The organism is Williamsia soli (assembly GCF_017377795.1).
GTDB classification, from domain to species: Bacteria; Actinomycetota; Actinomycetes; order Mycobacteriales; family Mycobacteriaceae; genus Williamsia; species Williamsia soli.
Genome location: NZ_JAFRDR010000003.1, coordinates 540,814 through 562,194, shown reverse-complemented (window position 1 = coordinate 562,194; position 21,381 = coordinate 540,814). Strand labels below are relative to the sequence as shown.

Sequence of the window (21,381 nt, the reverse complement as noted above, 5' to 3'; positions counted from 1 at the left end):
CCGTGAGGATCGAAGTAGATCTGGATCTGTGCCAGGGGCACGGCATGTGCGAGATGGAGGCCCCGGACTTGTTCGAGGCTGAGCGTGACTCGGTGAATCTTCTTGACCCGCAACCCGATAGCAGTCATTTGCCGGACGTGGAGCGCGCCGTGCGTTACTGTCCGACTCAAGCCCTCAAAGTCATTCAAGAATGAAAGATGGTTACTGTCATGTCTTTTGATCGCGCCGAACTAGACGAGATGAAGGAACGCTGGCTGCAGGCCAACGTAGATTGTGAGAAGACCGGGGACTGGCGACCGCTCTCGGAGTTCTACACCGAAGATGCCACCTACGGCTGGAACTACGGCGCCAAGCACGACTTCATGGCGATCGGACGCGAACAGATCCGGGACTACGCGATCGGATACGAGATGGACGGCCTGGACGGTTGGACCTACCCGTACCAGTCCTGGGTGATCGACGAGAAGACCGGCGACATGCTGGGGTTGTGGAAGCAGATCTTCGAGGCCACCCGGCCGGACGGGAGCCACTACGGACTCGAAGGCATTCAGGGAAGCTGGTTCAAGTACGCTGGCGATTTCAAGTGGGGCTGGCAGCGAGACTTCTTCGATTACGGCAACGTCACGGCCCTGTTCATGGAGATGATGAACGACGGCGTGATGAGCAAGGGAATGCAGGGCCGCATCGATCGTGTGCTCACTGCCGAAGAGCTGCTGCCGGGTTGGTACCCCCTCGGCAAAACGCCGGTTCCGATGTGGTGATCTGACCCATGTCGTACGCAGCCCTCGACCGCACGACCCTGGCGAAGCTGGTCCCCGAGCTCCTGCTGTCGGGCCAGTTGATCGACCGGTCCGGAATGGCGCACTGCATCGCAGCATTTGGACGCGAGACCATGGCCCAGATCGCCATCGAAGAATGGATGGCGGCAAGTCCCGTCTACACCAAGCGGATGCGCACCGCGTTGCAGATCGACGGAGACGGGGTGGCGGACATGTTCAAGTGTCTCCAGCTCGACATCGGCGCACCGCCACAGTTCATGGACTTCCGCTACACGATCTTCGACGAGTACCACGGTGAATTCGTCCTGAACCACTGCGGGGCATTGCTCGATGTCGAGCCGATGGGGGACGACTACGTCACCTCGATGTGCCACGACATCGAGGATCCGACCTTCGACGCGACTGCCATCGCCACCAACCGGCGTGCCCGGATCCGACCGATCCACCGCCCGCCGCGCAGGCCGGAGGGGCGGCACCCGCACTGTGCCTGGACGGTGACGATCGAACCCGACCGGGAAGAGCTGCCACTGCCTCCGGAGTCGATAATCATGTCGGGCACCCGGGCCGCCCATGTCGAATTGTCGGTGATCGAGCCCGGGGGCGGAGGCCACGATGACTACCTCGGTCCGGTCTGGGAGGACCTGAAGTTCGAGGACTGGTCTCATTCGGCGCTGGTGCGTATTGCGGAAGAGGTTGCGCTGCAACATCAGTTACTGGCTCTCGGCTTTCTCATGTCGGTCCGTGGCAAGACCGACGAGGACGGGGCCATCGAGATCTTCCGGAAGCAGCTCACCGGGATCAGCGGGCTGACCGCGGACCGCCTGCGGAAGAGTCTCGGTCTCGACCGGGGAGCCGAAGATCTGGCAACGGTGTTGCGACTTCATCCGATTCTGGGTCCCGTCCAGTACACCGGCGTCCAGATCGAGACGGCCGGCTCGGGAGAGGGCGCCATCGTCAGAGTGCGACTGCCCCGGACATCCGACGCAGTCGTGGATGACGGATGGTTGGCGCACCTCGATCCTGAGCACCTCGAGCCTGTGTTGGCGATGGCCACCGCGGTTGACCTGCGCTGGTCCGAAGTGTCCGGATATGTGGACGGCGACGACCTGGTGATCGAGATATCCCATGGCACCCCGCTCAAGAAAGAACTAGGGGAAGTCGCGATTGCCCGGTTCAGCGGTGGCGCAACGTTCGAGTTCGAAGACCGTGGCCGCGGCATCCCCTTGTCGATCACTCCGGTGACGGCAGGCACCTGAGCGGCCGTGACCACACAACAGCTGCTCGGCAAACGCGCGGTCGTCGCGGGTTCGAGTCGGGGCATCGGACTCGCCGTCGCGAAAGCGCTTGTCGCCGAAGGTGCGTCGGTGATCGTCAACGGACGGGACGATTCGACGACCGAGGCCGCTGCTCGAGAGTTGGTGAGCGGAGGTGGCCGGTCCATACCGGTTGTGGGGAACGTCGCCGACGAGGAGGTGGCGCATCGGTTGGTCGAGGCGTCGGTCAGCGAGTTCGGTGGCATAGACATCGTCATCAATTGCGCGGGGGTCGCTGAACCCGCGGGTTCGTCGATCCTGACGATGAGTACCTACGAGTTCTTCGCCCAACTCGATGCCCATCTCGTGAGCACCTTCGAACTGACGAGAGCCGCGGCCCCGATTCTGGTGCGGCAAGGATCGGGCGCGATCGTCACCACCGGTTCCGCCGCATCGGCGGGCAACTTCGGCGGCACCGGCTATCCGGCGGGGAAAGGTGGGGTCAACAGCCTGTCGGTTGCGCTGGCCGCGGACCTCGCGCCACACGGCGTACGGGTGAACGTGGTGTGCCCGGGTGGTAAGACGCGCTTGTCCACCGGACCCGAGTACGAGGCGCACATCAACGACCTGTTCGAGCGTGGGCTACTCGACGCCGGTACGCGCGACGCTGCGCTCGACCCGGCACCTCCCGACTACGTCGCGCCGCTCTACGCCTACCTCGCGAGTGACCTCGCATCGGGGATCACCGGCCAGATCTACAGTGCTGCCGGTGGATTCATCGGTCGATACCCGGCCTTCGAGCCCTCGTTCGTGGCGTACCGGGGCCACGACGACGAACCGCCCTACACCCTCACGGAGCTGGCAACGCTGGTCACCGAATAACCAGGTTCACGCACGTGGTAGGTGTTCAGTCATGACTGCAGCACCTGACCCCCTGGCCGCCCTCGCCATCTCCTCGTTTCCCGGCGAGCCTTACGGCACCGTGCTGCGACAGCACATCGGCGCCGGGCTCGTCGACCACCGCGGTGAGGTGGGGCTTTCTGCGATCGCGACTCTCGCCGAGATGGTCGGCGGGTCGAGTTTCTATCACTCCCAGCCGCCGGGGACGGCGACAGTGCAATCACGGCTTTCGCTCTCTGTTCCGGAACCGGTCACCCTCGGAGCGCGGGTGACCGGGCGCGGTCGGGTCGTCGGCGCGGTCGAGGGTCACGGCACGACCTATGCCGAGCTCGTCGACGACGCCACCGGAGCCGTGGTGTGTTCGGCCACGGGGCGCGCCGTTGTCGTCAGTAGGGCGACCGGGGAGATACCCCGACGCGACGCGATGGCGACAGAGTCCGAGATGCTCGGCGCGAGTCTGCCCGAAACGTTGGATCCAGCCCTGACCGGACGCGAAATCCTTCGCGGCCTGGCCGACGGAACCATTGCTCCGGGGCCCATCCAGAACGTTCTGGGGATGGCAGTCACCGCCGTGGGGGAGTCGAATGTCGTCGTGACCGCGACGCCGAGCTCGGCGATGGCCAACCAGATGGGAACGATGCACGGCGGGGTCGTCATCGCACTCATGGCCGAGGTGTGTTCGCTCGGTGTCGAACTCTCGGCCGCAGCCGGGATCCGCTACCGGATCAGCGACATCACCGTCAGTTTCCTTCGATCACCCGCCCTCGACGCCGGAGATCTGACGATCACCGTCGAACAGGTGAAATCCGGTCGACGCATCGCATCGGTCATCGCCACCATGGTCGATCCCGCAGGAAAACTTCTGACCCAGGCGGTCGCTGACGGAACTCTGTAAATTTTTGCTCGCCCGCTCGCTGGGTCGTCGCGGCCCTGATCGCACGTTCTTCCCTCGTCGGTCGCATCGCTGCGCTCGCTCCTCCTCAGTCCAGAACGTGCGGGGCCACGAGACCGTGGTGGCTGTGTTGAACTTGCTCGCTCGCTCGCTGGGTCGTCGCGGCCCTGATCGCGTCGTCTTCCTTCCTCTTCGCATCGCTGCGCTCGCTCCTCGTCTGTCCAGACAACGCGGGGCCGCGAGACCGTGGTGGTTCACTCGGCGGCGTTACTGGCACGGTCGGGCCTAAAAACAAGCACCAGTGCTTGCTTTTGGTCAGGGCCCGTGTGATGCTGGCGGCGTGAGCATCGTGGACGAACTGGTGTCAGACCTGTCTGCCGAGACCGAGTTGGTCGACCGTTTGGTGGCCGATTTACCCGAATCGGGCTGGGAAACACCGACTCCGGCTGCCGGCTGGACGGTGAAGGACCAGATCGCGCACCTGTCATGGACTGACGAACAGGCGCGGATCGCGGCCACCGACAAGGTGGCCTTCGACGACATCCTCAAGGTGGCGTGGCAGAACCCGACCGGCTTCGTCGACGACGGCGCCCGGGAGGAAGCCGCCAAACCGACCGGGCAACTCCTCGACGAATGGCGACAACGGCGGCAAGCACTCGCGGACGCCTTGGTCGCCACCCCGAGCGGAGAGAAGCTCCCGTGGTTCGGGCCGCCGATGTCCGCGGCGTCGATGGCCACCGCGCGACTGATGGAGGTCTGGGCGCACGGCCTTGATGTCGCCGATGCGCTCGGTGTGGTGAACGCACCGACCGGTCGTCTGAAATCCATTGCGCATCTGGGTGTGCGGACCCGGGACTTCGCGTATCAGGTCAACGGTGAAATACCGCCCACCGACGCCTTCCGGGTCGAACTGGCAGCGCCGGACGGTTCGACGTGGACCTGGGGGCCGGATGATGCCACCCAGCGCATCACCGGATCCGCACTCGACTTCTGCCTGCTCGTCACCCAGCGGCGCAATCCTTCAGAGCTCGACATCGAGACAACCGGCGAAGACGCGGCGCACTGGGCAACCATCGCGCAGTGCTTCGCCGGACCTCCGGGACGTGGCCGATGACGGCCTCGATCCGGGTCGGTAACTCGTCCGGCTTCTACGGCGACCGGTTCTCGGCGATGCAGGAGATGCTCAACGGCGGGCAACTCGACTACCTCACCGGCGATTATCTCGCCGAGCTCACCATGCTCATCCTCGGCCGAGATCGGCTCCGGGATCCCGGGCTCGGTTACGCCAAAACGTTTCTGCGGCAACTGGAATCCAACCTGGGGACCGCCCTGGATGCGGGAGTGAAGATCGTCAGCAACGCCGGCGGAGTCAATCCCGCCGGCCTGGCGCAGGCGCTCACCGAACTCGCGGACAAACTGGGACTGTCGCCGACCATCGCCTACGTCGACGGCGACGACCTGACCAAGAATGCGGCCGATCTCGGGTTGGGATCACCGCTCACCGCGAACGCCTACCTGGGTGGGTTCGGGATCGCCGCTGCTCTGAGCTCCGGCGCCGACATCGTCGTCACCGGCCGGGTCACCGATGCGTCCCTGACCGTTGGGCCGGCCGTCGCCCACTTCGGTTGGAAACCAGACGATCTCGATCGATTGGCCGGAGCGGTTGTGGCAGGTCACATCATCGAATGCGGAGCACAGGCCACCGGCGGAAACTACTCGTTCTTCACCGAGATCAAAGACATGGCGCACCTGGGGTTCCCGATCGCCGAGATCGCAAGTGACGGCAGTTCGGTCATCACCAAGCACGCGGGCACCGGCGGGGCGGTCACCGTCGGTACCGTCACCGCGCAATTGCTGTACGAGATCACCGGTCCCCGTTATCTCGGGCCCGATGCGACCACACGTCTGGATTCGATTGCCCTCTCCGACCTCGGCGACGACCGGGTCCAGGTCAGCGGCGTGAAGGGCGAAGCACCGCCTGACACGCTCAAGGTGTCTCTCAACCACCTCGCGGGTTTCCGCAACGAGGTCACGATGGTGCTGACCGGCCTCGACATCGACGCCAAGGCCGAACTGGTCCGTAGCCAATTCGAGGCTGCGCTCGACCCGGCACCTGCCGACCTCGCCTGGACCCTGACCCGGCTCGACCAGCCCGATGCTCCTACCGAGCAGCAGGCCAGCGCGTTGTTGCAATGCATCGCCAAGGATTCTGACCCGAAGGTGGTCGGACGGCAGTTCCCCTCGGCAGCAGTCGAATTGGCCCTGGCCAGTTACCCCGGGTTCACGATGACCGCACCTCCGGGGCAGGGCGCGCCGTTTGCGGTGTTCGAGGCCGGTTACGTGCCTGCTTCTGCGGTTACGCACACTGTCCACCTCGCTGACGGCACCGAGCAGGTGATCGCGCCGAGCCCACTGGCGACGTCGGAGATCCCTGAGTCGATCACCGAACGGACGACGCCGGACATGACGGCCAGCTCGTGGGGGCCTACCCGGGTCGCACCACTCGGGGAGATCGCCGGCGCGCGGAGTGGAGACAAGGGGGGCAACGCGAACGTCGGTGTCTGGGTCCGGGATGCCGGGCATTACGACTGGCTGGCAGCGACTCTCACCGTCGAGGCGTTCAAGCACCTCATACCGGAAGCAGCTGAGCTCACGGTTCACCGCCACGAGCTACCGAACCTCCTCGCCGTCAACTTCGTCATCGAAGGCATCCTCGGCCGAGGAGTCGCCGACAACGTCAGGTTCGATCCACAGGCAAAAGGGCTGGGGGAGTGGCTGCGTTCGCGTCACGTCGCCATCCCTGTCGAGTTTGGAGAATGAATGAAGACTCTCGAAGCACCGGCGTGGGGCACGCCGGAACGATCTCAACTACGCAGCACCGTCAAGGCTTTCGCAGAACGGCACATCCTGCCCCATCAGGATGAGTGGGAGCAGATCGGCGAGCTGCCGCTCGACCTCCACAAGCAGGCGGCCGAGGTCGGTCTGCTGGGTCTGGGATTCGGCGAAGACGTCGGCGGATCCGGCGGCGACCTGATCGACGCCACCATCCTGGGTGAAGAACTGCACTATGCGGGCGTTGCCGGCGGTGTGTTCTCGTCGCTGCTCACCTGCGGCATCGCGCTGCCGCACCTCATCGGAGCCGGTGAGGGCGAACAGATCGACCGCTGGGTTCGGCCGACACTTGCCGGCGAGAAGATCGGCAGCCTGGCCATCACCGAACCCGGTGGCGGCAGCGATGTCGGGCATCTGACCACCGCGGCAGTGCGCGACGGCGACGATTACATCGTCAACGGATCGAAGACCTACATCACCTCGGGGGTGCGAGCCGACTTCGTGGTGACCGCCGTTCGGACCGGCGGGCCCGGCGCCGGTGGTGTGTCCCTGCTCGTCGTGGAGAAGGGCACACCGGGGTTCACGGTCACCCGCAAGCTCGACAAGATGGGTTGGCGCGCGTCGGATACCGCCGAGCTCGCCTACGTCGACGTCCGGGTCCCGGTCGGCAATCTCGTCGGTGCCGAGAACTCCGGGTTCCTCCAGATCGCGCAGGCGTTTGTCACCGAGCGGGTCGGGCTCGCAGTGCAGGCCTACGCGAGCGCGCAGAGATGTCTCGACCTCACCCTCGACTGGGTGCGCGAACGCGAGACGTTCGGCAAACCGCTCATCGCCCGCCAATCGGTCCAGGAGGCCGTGACCGAGATGGCGCGCAAGATCGATGTTGCCCGCACGTACACCCACGCGGTCGTCAATGCTGCGATGGCCGGTGAGACAGACCTCATCGCCGAGGTGTGCTTCGCCAAGAACACCGCGGTCGAGGCAGGTGAATGGGTGGCGAACAAGGCGGTTCAGCTCTTCGGCGGCGCCGGATACATGACCGGAACAGAGGTCGAACGGCAATACCGCGACATGCGGATCATCGGCATCGGTGGCGGTACCACCGAGATCCTCACCGGCCTCGCCGGCAAGAGATTGGGATACCACCCATGAGCGCACCCGAGACCACGACTGCGACCGAGTCGATGCTCGGCAAGATCGCCGAGCTCGAAGAATTGTTCACGCAGGCCCTTGCGGGTGGCGGTGAGAAGAAGATCGCCAAGCATCGTCAGCGAGGGAAACTTCTTCCGCGCGAACGGATCGAACTCCTCATCGACGAGGACAGCCCGTTTCTCGAACTGTCTCCGATCGCTGCCTACGGATCCGATTTCCCGGTCGGCGCCTCGATCGTCACCGGCATCGGGGTCGTCGAGGGCGTCGAATGCGTTCTGGTCGCCAACGACCCGACCGTGCGCGGCGGCACCTCCAACCCCTGGACACTCCGTAAAGGGCTGCGCGCCAACCAGATCGCCCTGGAGAACCGGCTGCCGCTGATCAACTTGGTGGAATCCGGCGGCGCCGATCTCCCGACGCAGAAGGAGGTCTTCATCCCGGGCGGCGCGATGTTCCGGGACCTCACGCGACTTTCCGCGGCGGGGATTCCGACACTGTCTCTCGTCTTCGGCAACTCGACGGCCGGTGGCGCCTACCTGCCGGGCATGTCTGATCACACGGTCATGATCGAAGGGCAGTCCAAGGTCTTCCTCGGTGGCCCGCCTCTGGTGAAGATGGCCACCGGTGAGATCAGCGACGACGAGTCGCTCGGTGGTGCCCAGATGCACGCCCGAACGTCGGGCCTCGCGGATTACTACGCCGCCGACGAACAGGACGCCATCCGGATCGGCAGGCGGATCGTCGCGCGTCTGAACTGGCGTAAGAAGGGTCCGGGCCCGGTCGCGGAGACGATCGAACCACGCTTTCCGGCAAGCGATCTGCTCGGCATCGTCCCGGGCGATCTGCGGATCCCGTTCGATCCCCGTGACGTGATCGCCCGCCTCGTCGACGACAGCTTGTTCGACGAGTTCAAACCCGAGTACGGATCGTCACTGTGCACCGGATGGGCACGCATCCATGGTTATCCCATCGGCATCTTGGCAAACGCCCAAGGTGTGCTGTTCAGCGCCGAGGCGCAGAAGGCGACACAGTTCATCCAGCTCGCCAATCGTTCGAACACACCGTTGCTGTTCCTGCACAACACCACCGGCTACATGGTCGGTCAGGAGTACGAGCGGGGCGGCATCATCAAACACGGCTCGATGATGATCAACGCGGTGTCCAACTCGACCGTTCCCCACATCTCGATGCTCATCGGTGCGAGCTACGGCGCCGGTCACTACGGAATGTGTGGCCGCGCCTACAACCCGCGATTCCTGTTCAGCTGGCCGAGCGCGAAGTCGGCGGTGATGGGCGCCGCGCAGCTCGCCGGCGTGATCTCGATGGTCTCGCGCGCCGCCACCGAAGCGCGCGGAGGCACAGTGGACGAGGACGCAGACGCCGGTATGCGAGCGATGATCGAGGCCCAGATCGAGAAGGAGTCCATGCCCGCCTTCTTGTCCGGAATGATGTACGACGACGGCATCATCGACCCGCGTGACAGCAGAACCGTTCTGGGTCTCTGTCTCTCGGCGATCGACAACGGACCGGTGGAGGGCACCAGCAACTTCGGCGTCTTCCGGATGTGATGGAGAACATGCACACAGTATTGGTAGCCAACCGCGGCGAGATCGCCCTTCGGGTCTTCGCCACCTGTCGTCGACTCGGCATCGGCACCGTCGCGGTGTACTCCGACCCCGACGCCGACGCGCCCCACGTGGCGGCCGCCGATGTGGCGGTGCGCCTTCCGGGCAACACCTCGGCGCAGACCTACCTCGACATCGACCTGTTGATCGCTGCGGCAGTTGCGGCCGGCGCCGACGCGGTGCATCCCGGATACGGTTTCCTGTCCGAGAACGCGGCTTTCGCACGTGCGGTCCACAATGCCGGACTGACCTGGATCGGGCCGCCTGCAGCCTCGATCGACGCCATGGGTTCCAAGGTCAATGCCAAGGCGATCATGGAGCGTGCCGGTGTGCCGGTGCTCGGCAACCTCGACCCAGGCACCATCACCGCCGGGGAACTGCCGGTGTTGATCAAGGCGTCGTCCGGAGGCGGTGGGCGCGGCATGCGGATCGTGCGTGACCTGGCCGACCTCAAAGAGCAGGTCTCCGGAGCGGCTCGGGAGGCCGCCTCCGCGTTCGGCGACGACACCGTCTTCTGCGAGCCCTACATCGAACGGGGCCACCACATCGAGGTACAGATCCTCGGCGACGACGCGGGCACCGTGTGGGCGGTCGGTGAACGTGAGTGCTCCATCCAGCGCCGCCACCAGAAAGTCATCGAAGAGGCGCCGTCCCCGCTGGTCGAGCGAGTGGGACAAGGCCTGCGCGACAAGCTGTTCGACGCGGCGCGATCTGCGGCGTCGGCCATCGGCTACACCGGGGCGGGTACGGTGGAATTCCTCGCCGATGACGACGGCCGGTTCTACTTCCTGGAGATGAACACCCGACTGCAGGTGGAGCATCCGGTCACCGAGGAGACCAGCGGTCTGGATCTGGTGGCTTGGCAGTTGCAGATCGCAGGCGGTGAGTCGTTGCCGCCCACCCCGCCGGAGCCGCACGGCCATTCCATCGAGGTTCGTCTCTACGCCGAGGACCCGGCTGCCGATTGGCAACCCCAGTCCGGACACATCCACCACTTCGGTGTCGCCGCCGACACCAGCTTCACCCGACTCGGGGCTGCCGGCGTCCGGCTCGACTCCGGGATCGTCGACGGCAACGAGATCTCCACCTACTACGACCCGATGCTCGCCAAGGTCATCAGTTGGGCGCCCGACCGCACGACCGCCATCAATCTGCTGGCCGGTGCGCTGGGATCGGCCCGCCTGCACGGACCCAGGACCAATCGGGACATGTTGGTCAACATGCTGCGGCACAGTCAGTTCCGTGCAGGCGACACGACCACCAAGTTCATCGACGAGATCGGAATCGACGTGTTGTCGGCGCCGCTGGCCGGCCCCGAACAAGTGCGTCTGGCCGCGATCGCGGTGGCCCTCGCCGACGCAGCGGCGAACCGACAGCGTGCCGCGATCTCGCCGGGATTGCCTGCCGGGTGGCGCAATCTTGCGTCGGGTCCGCAGTCGAAGGGGTACCTGCACGACGACAACGAGATCGAGGTCCGTTACCGGAACACGCGGGACGGTGTGCTGCTGCCGGACGATCCCGAGGTCTCCGTGGGGGCGATCACCCCCGATACGGTGATCCTCACCGTGGGTGGCGTCGACAGACGATTCGTCGTCGACCGACTCGGGGACTCGGCATGGGTGGACTTCACCGGTGGATCGGCAGCCCTGACGCGCAAGCCGCGCTTCGTCGATCCGGCCGAGGTCAGTGCACCCGGATCCCTGCTGGCCCCGATGCCGGGTTCGGTCATCCGGATCGCGGTGGTGTTGGGGCAGGAGATCAAACGCGGCGATCCACTGATGTGGCTCGAAGCGATGAAGATGGAACACACGATCGCTGCGTCTGCTGACGGGATCGTCGAAGAATTGCCGGTGGCAGCGGGACAGCAAGTGGCGGTCGGGGAAATCCTCGCTGTCATCACGGAACAGGATTGAGGGAAGACATCGTGAGCTTTGTAGAGACCGACGAACAAAAGGCACTGCGCAGTTCGGTGGCCGCCCTCGGTGGCCGATTCGGGAGCGAGTACTTCCAGGAATGTGCCCGCGCCGGCCGAAAGACCGACGAATTATGGACCGAGGCGGGCAAACTCGGGTTCATCGGTGTGAACCTGCCCGAGGAGTACGGCGGCGGTGGAGCCGGGATGTACGAGCTGTCGATCGTGATGGAGGAACTGGCCGCGATCGGCAGTGGTCTGCTGATGATGGTTGTGTCGCCGGCCATCTGCGGCAACGTGATCGCCCGGTTCGGCACCGAGGAGCAGAAGCAGAACTGGCTGCCGGGTCTTGCGGACGGCTCCGTCACGATGGCTTTCGGTATCACCGAGCCGGACGCCGGTTCCAACTCTCACAACATCACCACGACCGCACGCCGCGACGGCAGCGATTGGTTGCTCTCGGGACGAAAGATCTACGTCTCGGGTGTCGACCAGGCGCAGGCCGTTCTCATCGTCGCCCGGACCGAGGACGCCAAGACCGGGCGACTCAAGCCGGCACTGTTCATCGTCCCGACCGACGCTCCGAGTTTCGAGTTTCAGAAGATCGAGATGGAACTCCTCAACCCCGAGAAGCAGTTTCTCCTGTTCCTGGACGATGTGCGCTTGCCCGCCGATGCACTGGTCGGGTCGGAGGACGCCGCGCTGAGCCAACTCTTCGCCGGACTCAACCCCGAACGCATCATGGCGGCGGCGTCTGCGGTGGGTATGGGCCGCTACGCGCTCGGCCGGGCCGTCGAGTACGTCAAGGAGCGCACGGTCTGGAAGACACCGATCGGCGCGCACCAGGCGATTGCGCATCCGTTGGCGGTCGGCAAGATCGAGATGGAACTGGCCAAGCTGATGATGCAGAAGGCCGCGACGCTCTACGACGCCGGTGACGACTGGGGCGCCGCGGAACCGGCGAACATGGCGAAATACGCTGCCGCCGAAGCCTGCGTGAAGATCGTCGACCAGGCGGTGCATTCGCTCGGTGGAAACGGACTTTCCACCGAATACGGGTTGGCACCCTTGCTCAACCTGTGTCGCATCGCCCGTGTGGCGCCGGTGAGCCGAGAGATGATTCTCAACTTCGTGGCGCAGAACAGCCTGGGCCTTCCGAAGTCGTACTGACATGAGCGACGTCGTTCGGTACGCGGTCGATGCCGGGATCGCGACCATCACCTTCGACTCACCGGCCAACCGCAACGCCATCTCGGTCGCGCTGGTCGAGCAACTGAGCGATTGTCTCGTCGACGTCCGGGACGACGATGCGGCTCGCGCCGTTGTCCTGACGCACACGGGTGGGACATTCTGTGCGGGAGCTGATCTCAGCGAGGCTGGTCGCTCCCGGCCCGACGTGATGATCGACCTCATGCGGTCGATTCTGGAATTGCCGAAGCCGGTGATCGGCCGGATAGACGGCCACGTCCGGGCCGGTGGATTCGGTGTCGTCGGCGCCTGCGATCTGGTGGCCGCCGGGCCGAAGAGCACGTTCGCACTGACCGAAGCACGCATCGGGGTGGCCCCGGCGATGATCTCGCTGACGGTTCTGCCCCGGTTGACGTCGCGGGCCGCGTCCCGCTACTTCCTGACGGGGGAGAAGTTCGACGCCGCGACTGCGCAGGACATCGGGCTCATCACGGCCGCCGTCACCGACAGCGCCGCGTTGGATGACATCGTCGCCGGGTGGTGTGCCGACCTCCGGAAGGGCTCACCGCAGGGCCTGGCCGCGAGCAAAGCCCTGACCACGGCGTCGACACTTCGTGACTTCGACCGAGATGCGGAGCGGTTGGTGGAGCAGTCGGCAACGTTGTTCGCCTCCGATGAAGCCAGGGAGGGGATGACGGCGTTCCTGACCAAGCAGCCGCCACCATGGGTGACATCGTGACCACCCGTGTGCCACAGCAAGATCGCAGCCGGGCAACACGGCAACGGCTGCTCGACGCGACCATCGAGGTCCTGGCCGTCGACGGCTGGGCCGCGTGCACGGTCGGGGTCGTCGCCGGCCGCGCCGGGGTCTCTCGCGGCGCAGCACAGCATCATTTCCCGACGCGCGAAGACCTGATCACCGCAGCGCTGGAGCACGTGTTCGAATCACTGACGATGCGCGCCACCGACGCGGCCGATCGGCTCCCGCCGGGCGGAGAACGCATCGAGGTCGCGGTCGCGACGGCTGTCGATTTCTACACCGGGCCGGAGTTCAAAGCGGCGCTGCAGGTCTGGTCCGCGGCAGCATCCGACGACGCACTCAAGAAGCTGATCCTTCCGCTCGAGGGTCGGTTCGGTGCCGCGGCTCATCGCCGGACGGTGCACATGCTGGGCGTCGACGACAGTGACCCCCGAGTGCACCGCCTTGTCCAGGCGACGCTGGACTTCGCGCGTGGACTCGGACTCGCAGACACTCTCTCCGACGACTCTGCTCGTCGTAAGCAGGTGGTCGCGGCGTGGGCCGAGCAATTGCAGACGTCGCTCCGCTGAATTTTGTGCAACCGTGGGGTTGCGGGTCATATCGGGAATGTGCAATCCTGGGGTTGCAAGTCGCCAATTCGCGAACTGGAGGACATCATGACCGACGAATTCGACCGCATCGAGAAGCAGATCGACATCGCCGCCGCTGCCGACCGCGTCTGGTCGTTGATCAGCGAACCCGGGTGGTACATCAATGACAAAGCCATCAGAGACCATCGGATCGAGCGGTCCGGTGATGTGGACATCGTCCACGATCCGGTCCACGGCGCCTTCGCAATCCGGACGGTGACGCTCGACCCGCCGAGATATGCGGCATTTCGGTGGATTGCCGATTCGGCAGAGGTTGATGGACCGTCCACCCTGGTCGAGTTCTGGATCGATGAAACAGGCTCGGACTCTGTGGTTCTCAAAGTCGTCGAGAGCGGATTTGCGTCGTTGCCCGGCGATGCGGCCGAGCGGCGCAGGAAGTTCGACGACAACACCGAGGGCTGGACCATCGAACTCGGAGTCGCCAAGGATCATCTCGAAGATGTTCAGGTCGATGTCCGGAGCTGAGGAGACCCTGCCCGCGGTCTTTGCGGCCCTCGCCGACGACACGCGCTGGAACCTCCTGGTTCGGCTGGGTCGATCGTCGGCGTCGGCGTCCGCGCTGGCGGCTGAGTTCCCGGTGTCTCGGCAGGCGATTGCCAAACACCTTGCGGTGCTGGAAGAAACCGGTCTCGTGTCAGCTGAGAAGGCTGGTCGCGAGGTGCGCTTCTCGGCTGTTGGTGCACGCCTGAGTCGCATCGGCCGGGAACTCGACACCATCGCAGCGGGCTGGGACCGCCGATTGGCCGACATCAAGGCGCAGGCGGAGACGTCTGCATCCGAGGGAACCGACGTCTGAGAATCAGGCCAGCTCATCGACCTCGAGGACTTCGTGTCACGCGAAATGGCGCCCAGGGCCGCCGACACAGCGTCGCCCGCCGCTGCAGGCGGTGATCTCTGACCGTTTCTGATAGGAAGTCTGGTGTGACTACCAACCGGGTGACGTGCGATGTTCAAGACGGTGTGGCGCAGGTTCGCCTCAGCCGCCCCGAGAAGATGAATGCCCTCGACCCGGCGATGTTCGAGGCGCTCGTGTCGGTGGGGTCGAGCTTGATCGACCGGATCGATGTGTCCGCCGTGGTCATCGCGGGCGAGGGTCGCGCATTCTGTGCCGGCCTCGATACGGGACAGTTCGCCAAAATGGCAGGTGGCGTCGATGACCTCGTCGTGGAGACCGAGCGCATCGGCGCGGCGAAGGCGCTCGGGCAACAGGCGGCGCACATCTGGTCGTTGGTACCGGTCCCCGTGATCGCCGCGCTGCACGGCGTCGCATTCGGTGGCGGCCTGCAGGTGGCCCTCGGTGCGGACATCAGAATCGCGGCGCCCGATACGAAATTGTCGGTGATGGAAATCGTGTGGGGTCTGATACCGGATATGACGGGCACCCAGTTGCTGCCCGAACTCGTGGGGCGAGACGTCGCCAAGGAGCTGGTCTTCACAGGCCGCCGGCTCAGCGGAACCGACGCTGCCGCGCTGGGTTTGGTGACCCGCGTCGACGACGATCCGCTGGCCGCCGCGACGGCCCTGGCGACTGAGATCGCGGGGAACTCGCGCAATGCGCTCGTTCACGCCAAGCATCTGCTGGATCTGGCCGGGCGGGCGACGCTCGCCGACGGTTTCGACGCCGAACAGGTCGCGATCCGCGAATTGATCGGTTCGCCCGAGCAGACCGAAGTGGTCCGCAAGCGCACTGAGGAGCTCGCCGCCAAGCGCAAGTCCTGACGCCGACCGTGCCCTTCCTGACGCTGATCGTGCTCTTTCGGACGTCGATCGTGCCCTTCCTGACGCCGATCGTGCCCTTCCTGACGCCGACCGTGCCCTTCCTGACGCCGACCGTGCTGTTGGGTAGTTGAGTGGGCTGCTGCTTTTTGCAGCGGATGGAACCGGTCAGGCTCATTCAACGTCGTTTATTGCATTGAATCGGATGGCCCAACACTCTGGGGAGCGGCCCGATCACGGGCTGCGTCGCGTCGGCTGTACCGCGGTGTGCACGTCCCGTTGGACGCGGAGGTCGACCCGGCCTGGCAGATGCGTAGTGCACTGAAGCGGGCTGGACCCGGTGCTGTCATCAGCGGTCTGTCAGCCGCCATCTTGCATGGCATCGCGTAGTTCGACGACGAGTTCGAGGTCGAGGTTTGTCGGCCGGCCACCGGGCAGGGGCGAAATCGTGGCGGAATCAAGGTGGTGCGCGCAGATCTGGATCCGGGTGATGTGACGACTGTCGAGGGTATCCCGGTCTTGTCAGTGGTGCGGACCGCTTACGATTTAGGTCGAAGGCCCCCTGAATGGAGGGCCCTGGGCCATCTCGATGACCTGCTGAAGGTAACCGGCCTCAACACGTCTGACCTGTGGGCGTACATCCGCGCACATCCGGCGACGCGCGGGGTCTGCCAGATTCGTGGACTGATTCCTCACATCGATACGAGTTCTGAGTCTCCACCGGAGAGTTGGTTGCGACTGCTGATCGTTAGAGGCGAGCTGCCCAAACCGGAAACGCAGATTTCTCTGTACGACCAGAGCGGCCACGAGTTCGCTCGCTTCGACCGCGGGTATCGAAAGTATCGCATCGGAGTCGAGTATGACGGTGAAGAGTTCCACTCTACCGAGCAGCAACGTCTTCGCGACAAGGCTCGCGACGCGAAGACCGCAAGCCTGGGGTGGGTAACCGTTCGTGTTCGTGCCGAGCAACTTCGCAACGATCCGCAGGAAGTAGTGAGCGAGATGCGAAAGCATCTGTGGGACAGAGGGTATCGAGAATGAGCGCGGTCGTCGCCGCTAAGGGCACGGTCGGCGTCTGGAAGGGCACGGTCGGCGTCTGGAAGGGCACGGTCGGCGGGTGGGGGCATGGCAAAGGCCCGCACCGCGAGGGGGGACGGTGCGGGCCTTGCCTTATCCGGGTGCCGCGGAACTAGCCCGCGTGGTGGATCACACCCCGAATGTTCTTGCCGTCGCGCAGATCCTGGTATCCCTCGTTGACTTCCTCGAGACTGTAGGTCTTCGTGATCAGCTCATCGAGCTTCAACTGCCCGGCGTCGTACAGCCGAAGGAGTTTGACGATGTCGTACTGGGGGTTCATCGATCCGAACAGGCTGCCCTTGATCGTCTTCTGATTCAGCGTGAGATCGGTGCCCGAGACCTGCACTGTCAGCTTGGTGGGGTCGGCGAGACCGGTGATGACGACCGTGCCGCCCTTGCCGATGACAGCGGTTGCCGCCGAAACGACTTCCTGGTCGACCGTACCGACGAGGATCAGGGCAGCGTCTGCACCCTGGCCCCAGGTCAGTTCGTTGACCTTCTCGGCAGCACTGGCTGCGTCGGCGAAGGCATGTGTCGCACCGAACTTGAGCGCGGTCTCGCGCTTGAGGGCCACCGGGTCGACGACGACGACGTACTTGCAGCCCGCGCCGACGGCACCCTGAACGGCGTTGATGCCCAGGCCACCGATGCCATAGATGACCGCGGTGTCACCGTTGCGCAGGTTGCCCGCGTTCACTGCCGTGCCCCAGCCGGACGGAACGCCGCAGCCGACGAGTACCGCGGTCTCGAGGGGCAGCCAGTCATCGACCTTGACCACGGAGTGCTGTGAGATGGTGGCGCGTTCGGCGAAGGTTCCGAGCATGCACATGGCGCCGAAATCTTTACCGTCACCGTGGAATCGGAAGGAACCGTCGGGCATGGAGCCCTCGAGGATCGTTGCGCCCATGTCGCAGAGGTTCTGGCGGCCGGTCGAGCAGTAACGGCAGGTGCCACAGTTCGGGATGAAGCTGCACACCACATGGTCGCCGGGATTGACCTTGGTGACGCCGGGGCCCACTTCTTCGATGATGCCCGAGCCCTCGTGTCCGCCCACGATGGGGTAGCGGGGTGGAAGATCACCGTCGGTCAGGTGCAGGTCGGAATGACAGAGGCCGGCTGCGGTGTACTTGATGAGGACCTCGCCGGGGCCGGGCCCGTCGAGTTCGAGTTCCATGATCTCGAACGGTCTACCTGCTTCGAGGAGTACTGCTGCTTTGGTCTTCATGTGATTTCCCTCTCGTGAGTTCGATTGTCAGAGTGCGATGTTGACGGACTTGGTTTCCGTGTACAGATCGATCGCCGAGCTGCCGAGCTCGCGTCCCCAACCCGACTGCTTGTAGCCGCCGAACGGCATGGCGGTGTCGAAACCGTTGTATTGGTTGACCCACACCGAACCGGCCTTGATCCGGCGGGCGGTTTTGTGCGCCTTGGACAGATCCTTGGTCCAGATCCCTGCCGCCAGGCCGTAGATCGAGTTGTTCGCGGCCGAGACGACGTCGTCGCCGTCGAACGGCATGGCCGCCACGACCGGTCCGAAGATCTCTTCCTCGACGATCGAAAAGCTCGGTTCGACGTCGACGAACACGGTCGGTTCGATGAAGTAACCATCGGTGCCCCAACGCTTTCCACCGGTCAGCGCGCGGGCGCCGTCGGCTAGGCCCTGGGCCAGGTAGCCGCTTACCTTGTCGAACTGCTCCTGGGAGATCAGCGGTCCGAGCTCGGTGGTGGGGTCGAGCCCGGGACCGATCTTTGCCTTCGAGGCGGCCTCGGCAACCGCCGCGGTGAAGTCGTCGAAAATGGGGCGTTCGACGAACAGCCGGGTGCCGGCGACACAGCATTGACCGTGATTGAACATCCACGCGGCCACCGAGCCGGCGACTGCTTGCTCGAAGTCGGCGTCGGCAAACACGATGTTGGGGCTCTTGCCGCCGAGTTCGAGAGAGACCTTCTTCAGGTTGCCCTGCGCGGCGGCGACGATCTTCTTGCCCACCTCGGTCGAGCCGGTGAACGCGATCTTGTCGACGTCGGGATGTGCGGACAGGGCTGCGCCGGCGTCGCCGAATCCGGTGACGATGTTGACCACTCCGGGCGGGAAGCCTGCTTCTTCGAAGACCTCACCGAGGAGCAGCGCGGTGAGAGGGGTCTGCTCGGCCGGCTTGAGGATGACGGTGTTGCCGGCGGCCAGTGCGGGGGCCAGCTTGAACGAGGCCATCAGCAGCGGGAAGTTCCACGGCACGATGAGTCCGCAGACACCCACAGGGTCGCGCAGGGTGTAGGCGTGGAACTCACCGCCGGGGACGAACGGCATCGACACGTTGACGGTGGAACCGAAGATCTTGGTCGCGAGTCCGGCGTTGTAACGGAAGATGTCGGCCGACCACTGGGTGTCGACGGCGGCGGCGATACCGGCGGACTTGCCGTTGTCGAGGGCTTCGAGCTGGCCGAACTCCTCGGCGCGTTCGGACAGGATGTCGCCGACGCGCCACAGCAGACGCTCACGCTCGTTGGGCTTCATCCGGGCCCAGTGGCCGTCGTTGAACGCCTTGCGAGCAGCGCGGACCGCGCGGTCGACATCGGACGCGTCGCCGTGGGCGACATCGGTGATGGGGGCGGTGGTGGCCGGATCGTAAGTGGTGAAGGTCTTGCCGGACGCGGCAGCGACCCATTCACCACCGATCAGCATCCTGCGTTCGGTCGAAACGAAGTCCCTGACCCGTGAGGTCAATCGGGGTTCGGCAATGGCGGTCATTCACATCTCCTCGTTGAGCATGCACAGTCATGAATATGTGACTGCCGTCATAGTGCCAACGAAGTGTGATGCGTAACTGTCCGGAATTTGTACACCGCGTCGTCTCCGGACACTTCGGTCGAGCTCCGCTTCGCTTCGTCTCCGGACACTTCGGTCGAGCTCCGCTTCGCTTCGTCTCCGGACACCCGGAAGTGGTGGGTTCTGGTGAGCGCGACCTGGGGAAACGGTCGCCAGAACCCACCAAGACCGGGTCAGTGGTCGATGCCGAGGGCCCGGATCCGGGTGTACAGCGTGCTGCGGCTGATGCCGAGCATCTTCGCTGCGTGCACCTTGTTGCCTGCACAGGCACTCATTGCGTCCACGATGGCCGCGCGTTCGGCCCGATCGCGTCCGGACAGCCGGTGCGCGCGTGCTGTCGTCTGGTACTGACTCGGCAGATCGGCGACGGTGATGGTCGTGTCCCCGCGTCGGCCCGCCTCGTCGGCGGCTGTTCGCAGCACCATCGTCAGCTCGGTGAGATTGCCGGGCCAATCGCACGCCAGCAAGGCCTCTCCGGCGGCGGCGCCGAGTCGGGCCTGCGGCGCGACCCGGCTGAGCACCTGGCCCGCGAGTGCCGGGATCTCGGTACTGCGCCTGCGTAGGGGAGCGAGGTCTATTCGTTTGGGGCACAGGGAAATCAGGGCAGCCACCGGACTGCTCAACTCGGCGATGGGGGGAGCGGTCAGCACGATCGGGCCCGCCCCGGCCAGGATGGCGGCCCGTAGCGCGTTGAGGCCCACGGGATCGAGCAGATGCACGTTCTCGACCACGACAGCGTCGTCGGCGCCCAACGCCGTCCCGAGGTCGCTGGCGCTGCGGGTGCCGAGGAACCCGGCCGCGTCGATGACCCGCGCGGATCGTGCGCCCATCAGGTCGGTCGCGGCGCTCGTGCGTCCGGTACCCGGTTCCCCCGTGATCGCGGCGTGGGTCCAGCCGGTGTGCGACGCAACGGGTGCGACCGGGTCAGAGGAGGGTTGCTTGCGCGGCACGACCACACGTGAGAACTCGCTCGGCCGAATCCGGAACAGGGCGCCACCGGCGCTGCCGGGGACCGGGTTCGCGAGCAGGTCCACCGCGTTGCCCGAGGACAGCGTCATCGTGGTGCTACGTTCGCGCGAGTCGAGGTCGGCGGCGACGGCCCGGAGCGTTCCGAAGTCGGCGGACGCCAGGATGTCGGCGGCCAGGGCATTGGTGAGCAGCAGGTCGTCGCCGATCGCCACCACCGCGACGTCGCGTCTCGGGGCGACCCGCTGGAAAGCCTCGACCACCGCGAGCTGGCGGGCACGTGAGTTGTCGAGCAACCTCTGCTCGATGTCGCCGGCGATCCGGTCGACGAAGGGCGCGAACAACGGGTTGACGGTCTGCTCGAGGTTGCTCATGCAGATGATGCCCTCGAGGCGCCGCGACACCGGATGCAGGATGGGCCGCCCGTAGCAGCTGATCGCCTTGAACTGATCGAGAAAGTGCTCGGACGCGTTGATCGTGATGCCACCCCGGATCTCCAGCGGAGTGCCCAGCGCGGTGGTGCCCATCGCGTCCTCGGCGAACCCGACTCCGCTGACCGCGCCGACGGACTCCATCACCCGCTCGACGCGGACGCCACCGAAGGTTCGGGACACGAGCCGTGCATCGGAGTCCACGAGAAGGATCGCGGTGTCGGAATCGGCGAGCTGATGGGCGACCTCATCGAGTACCGGGTTCGCAGCCCGGAGCAGCGGATGGTCGCGGGCGGAGATCGACACCGGCCGTACATCCGGCGAATCCTCCGGATGCAGTCCGCTCATCTGCGACCGTCGCCATGATTGAGCGATGACGGGACGGTCTACCGGGGAGCTGGATCCTGTGGTCATGATCACA

Annotated in this window: 21 protein-coding genes and 1 pseudogene; 19 read left to right on the top strand and 3 right to left on the bottom strand. The window is 65.1% G+C overall.

What is annotated here, in order from left to right:
- Nucleotides 1–2: 2 nt before the first annotated feature.
- The 19 genes and pseudogenes from J3S28_RS11060 (at nt 3) to J3S28_RS28960 (ending at nt 16,700) form a co-directional block, all read left to right on the top strand.
- Complete coding sequence (locus J3S28_RS11060; RefSeq protein ID WP_207840445.1) at nt 3–194, top strand: ferredoxin; 192 nt, start codon at nt 3–5, stop codon at nt 192–194.
- Between the two features lie 15 nt (nt 195–209).
- A complete protein-coding gene (locus J3S28_RS11055; RefSeq protein WP_207840443.1) occupies nt 210–761 on the top strand; it encodes a nuclear transport factor 2 family protein in 552 nt (183 codons plus the stop codon).
- A gap of 8 nt (nt 762–769) precedes the next feature.
- The gene (locus J3S28_RS11050) at nt 770–2,035 is read left to right on the top strand and encodes a hypothetical protein (protein ID WP_207840442.1); all 1,266 of its coding nucleotides are present in this window, start codon (nt 770–772) and stop codon (nt 2,033–2,035) included.
- A 6-nt stretch (nt 2,036–2,041) separates the two neighbouring features.
- Complete coding sequence (locus J3S28_RS11045; protein WP_207840440.1) at nt 2,042–2,914, top strand: SDR family NAD(P)-dependent oxidoreductase; 873 nt, start codon at nt 2,042–2,044, stop codon at nt 2,912–2,914.
- A gap of 31 nt (nt 2,915–2,945) precedes the next feature.
- A complete protein-coding gene (locus J3S28_RS11040) occupies nt 2,946–3,827 on the top strand; it encodes a PaaI family thioesterase (RefSeq protein WP_207840438.1) in 882 nt (293 codons plus the stop codon).
- Nucleotides 3,828–4,164: 337 nt separating this feature from the next.
- Nucleotides 4,165–4,938, top strand: coding sequence for a TIGR03084 family metal-binding protein (locus J3S28_RS11035; RefSeq protein WP_207840435.1), 774 nt, complete (start codon nt 4,165–4,167; stop codon nt 4,936–4,938).
- On the top strand, nt 4,935–6,644 hold the full coding sequence (locus tag J3S28_RS11030) for an acyclic terpene utilization AtuA family protein (RefSeq protein ID WP_207840433.1): 1,710 nt from the start codon (nt 4,935–4,937) through the stop codon (nt 6,642–6,644). Before J3S28_RS11035 ends, J3S28_RS11030 begins: the two co-directional genes overlap by 4 nt.
- Entirely contained in the window at nt 6,645–7,808 is a 1,164-nt protein-coding gene (locus tag J3S28_RS11025; protein WP_207840431.1) for an acyl-CoA dehydrogenase family protein, read from the top strand. It begins immediately after the preceding gene.
- 32 nt (nt 7,809–7,840) lie between these two features.
- On the top strand, nt 7,841–9,376 hold the full coding sequence (locus tag J3S28_RS11020; RefSeq protein WP_372435994.1) for an acyl-CoA carboxylase subunit beta: 1,536 nt from the start codon (nt 7,841–7,843) through the stop codon (nt 9,374–9,376).
- An 8-nt stretch (nt 9,377–9,384) separates the two neighbouring features.
- Nucleotides 9,385–11,346, top strand: a complete 1,962-nt coding sequence (locus J3S28_RS11015) for an ATP-binding protein (protein ID WP_237341362.1) — start codon at nt 9,385–9,387, stop codon at nt 11,344–11,346.
- Between the two features lie 11 nt (nt 11,347–11,357).
- A complete protein-coding gene (locus J3S28_RS11010) occupies nt 11,358–12,515 on the top strand; it encodes an acyl-CoA dehydrogenase family protein (protein WP_207840426.1) in 1,158 nt (385 codons plus the stop codon).
- 1 nt (nt 12,516) lies between these two features.
- Nucleotides 12,517–13,272 (top strand): enoyl-CoA hydratase family protein, encoded by a 756-nt coding sequence (locus J3S28_RS11005; RefSeq protein WP_207840424.1) that lies wholly within the window; start codon nt 12,517–12,519, stop codon nt 13,270–13,272.
- Nucleotides 13,257–13,862 (top strand): TetR/AcrR family transcriptional regulator, encoded by a 606-nt coding sequence (locus J3S28_RS11000; RefSeq protein WP_207840423.1) that lies wholly within the window; start codon nt 13,257–13,259, stop codon nt 13,860–13,862. Before J3S28_RS11005 ends, J3S28_RS11000 begins: the two co-directional genes overlap by 16 nt.
- A gap of 87 nt (nt 13,863–13,949) precedes the next feature.
- On the top strand, nt 13,950–14,408 hold the full coding sequence (locus J3S28_RS10995) for an SRPBCC family protein (protein WP_207840421.1): 459 nt from the start codon (nt 13,950–13,952) through the stop codon (nt 14,406–14,408).
- Entirely contained in the window at nt 14,395–14,739 is a 345-nt protein-coding gene (locus J3S28_RS10990) for an ArsR/SmtB family transcription factor (protein ID WP_207840419.1), read from the top strand. Before J3S28_RS10995 ends, J3S28_RS10990 begins: the two co-directional genes overlap by 14 nt.
- A 125-nt stretch (nt 14,740–14,864) precedes the next feature.
- On the top strand, nt 14,865–15,662 hold the full coding sequence (locus J3S28_RS10985; protein ID WP_307797031.1) for a crotonase/enoyl-CoA hydratase family protein: 798 nt from the start codon (nt 14,865–14,867) through the stop codon (nt 15,660–15,662).
- Nucleotides 15,663–15,670: 8 nt separating this feature from the next.
- Entirely contained in the window at nt 15,671–15,793 is a 123-nt protein-coding gene (locus tag J3S28_RS28575; RefSeq protein WP_272874164.1) for a hypothetical protein, read from the top strand.
- A gap of 295 nt (nt 15,794–16,088) precedes the next feature.
- A pseudogene (locus J3S28_RS28965) lies at nt 16,089–16,304 on the top strand (type IV toxin-antitoxin system AbiEi family antitoxin); the annotation flags it as partial.
- An 87-nt stretch (nt 16,305–16,391) separates the two neighbouring features.
- Complete coding sequence (locus J3S28_RS28960) at nt 16,392–16,700, top strand: PDDEXK-like endonuclease domain-containing protein (protein ID WP_237341447.1); 309 nt, start codon at nt 16,392–16,394, stop codon at nt 16,698–16,700.
- A 148-nt stretch (nt 16,701–16,848) separates the two neighbouring features.
- Here the strand turns inward: J3S28_RS28960 and J3S28_RS10975 are convergent, their stop codons facing one another.
- The 3 genes from J3S28_RS10975 to J3S28_RS10965 all read right to left on the bottom strand — a co-directional run bounded on the left by J3S28_RS10975 (nt 16,849) and on the right by J3S28_RS10965 (nt 21,374).
- Nucleotides 16,849–17,961: an NDMA-dependent alcohol dehydrogenase gene (locus J3S28_RS10975; protein ID WP_207840415.1), complete on the bottom strand. Its 1,113-nt coding sequence runs from the start codon at nt 17,959–17,961 to the stop codon at nt 16,849–16,851.
- A 27-nt stretch (nt 17,962–17,988) separates the two neighbouring features.
- Nucleotides 17,989–19,485 carry an aldehyde dehydrogenase family protein gene (locus tag J3S28_RS10970; protein WP_207840413.1) on the bottom strand — a complete coding sequence of 499 codons (1,497 nt, stop codon included), beginning with the start codon at nt 19,483–19,485 and terminating at the stop codon, nt 17,989–17,991.
- 251 nt (nt 19,486–19,736) lie between these two features.
- Nucleotides 19,737–21,374 carry a sigma-54-dependent Fis family transcriptional regulator gene (locus tag J3S28_RS10965; protein WP_207840411.1) on the bottom strand — a complete coding sequence of 546 codons (1,638 nt, stop codon included), beginning with the start codon at nt 21,372–21,374 and terminating at the stop codon, nt 19,737–19,739.
- Nucleotides 21,375–21,381 lie beyond the last annotated feature (7 nt).

Excerpts from the sequence above, each read along its gene's own strand:
- J3S28_RS11055 (WP_207840443.1), top strand. The coding sequence starts at position 210 with ATGTCTTTTGATCGCGCCGAACTAGACGAGATGAAGGAACGCTGGCTG.
- J3S28_RS11050 (WP_207840442.1), top strand. The coding sequence starts at position 770 with ATGTCGTACGCAGCCCTCGACCGCACGACCCTGGCGAAGCTGGTCCCC.
- J3S28_RS11040 (WP_207840438.1), top strand. The coding sequence starts at position 2,946 with ATGACTGCAGCACCTGACCCCCTGGCCGCCCTCGCCATCTCCTCGTTT.
- J3S28_RS11030 (WP_207840433.1), top strand. The coding sequence starts at position 4,935 with ATGACGGCCTCGATCCGGGTCGGTAACTCGTCCGGCTTCTACGGCGAC.
- J3S28_RS11025 (WP_207840431.1), top strand. The coding sequence starts at position 6,645 with ATGAAGACTCTCGAAGCACCGGCGTGGGGCACGCCGGAACGATCTCAA.
- J3S28_RS11020 (WP_372435994.1), top strand. The coding sequence starts at position 7,841 with ATGCTCGGCAAGATCGCCGAGCTCGAAGAATTGTTCACGCAGGCCCTT.
- J3S28_RS11015 (WP_237341362.1), top strand. The coding sequence starts at position 9,385 with ATGCACACAGTATTGGTAGCCAACCGCGGCGAGATCGCCCTTCGGGTC.
- J3S28_RS11005 (WP_207840424.1), top strand. The coding sequence starts at position 12,517 with ATGAGCGACGTCGTTCGGTACGCGGTCGATGCCGGGATCGCGACCATC.
- J3S28_RS11000 (WP_207840423.1), top strand. The coding sequence starts at position 13,257 with ATGGGTGACATCGTGACCACCCGTGTGCCACAGCAAGATCGCAGCCGG.
- J3S28_RS10995 (WP_207840421.1), top strand. The coding sequence starts at position 13,950 with ATGACCGACGAATTCGACCGCATCGAGAAGCAGATCGACATCGCCGCC.
- J3S28_RS10990 (WP_207840419.1), top strand. The coding sequence starts at position 14,395 with ATGTCCGGAGCTGAGGAGACCCTGCCCGCGGTCTTTGCGGCCCTCGCC.
- J3S28_RS10975 (WP_207840415.1), bottom strand. The coding sequence starts at position 17,961 with ATGAAGACCAAAGCAGCAGTACTCCTCGAAGCAGGTAGACCGTTCGAG.
- J3S28_RS10970 (WP_207840413.1), bottom strand. The coding sequence starts at position 19,485 with ATGACCGCCATTGCCGAACCCCGATTGACCTCACGGGTCAGGGACTTC.
- J3S28_RS10965 (WP_207840411.1), bottom strand. The coding sequence starts at position 21,374 with ATGACCACAGGATCCAGCTCCCCGGTAGACCGTCCCGTCATCGCTCAA.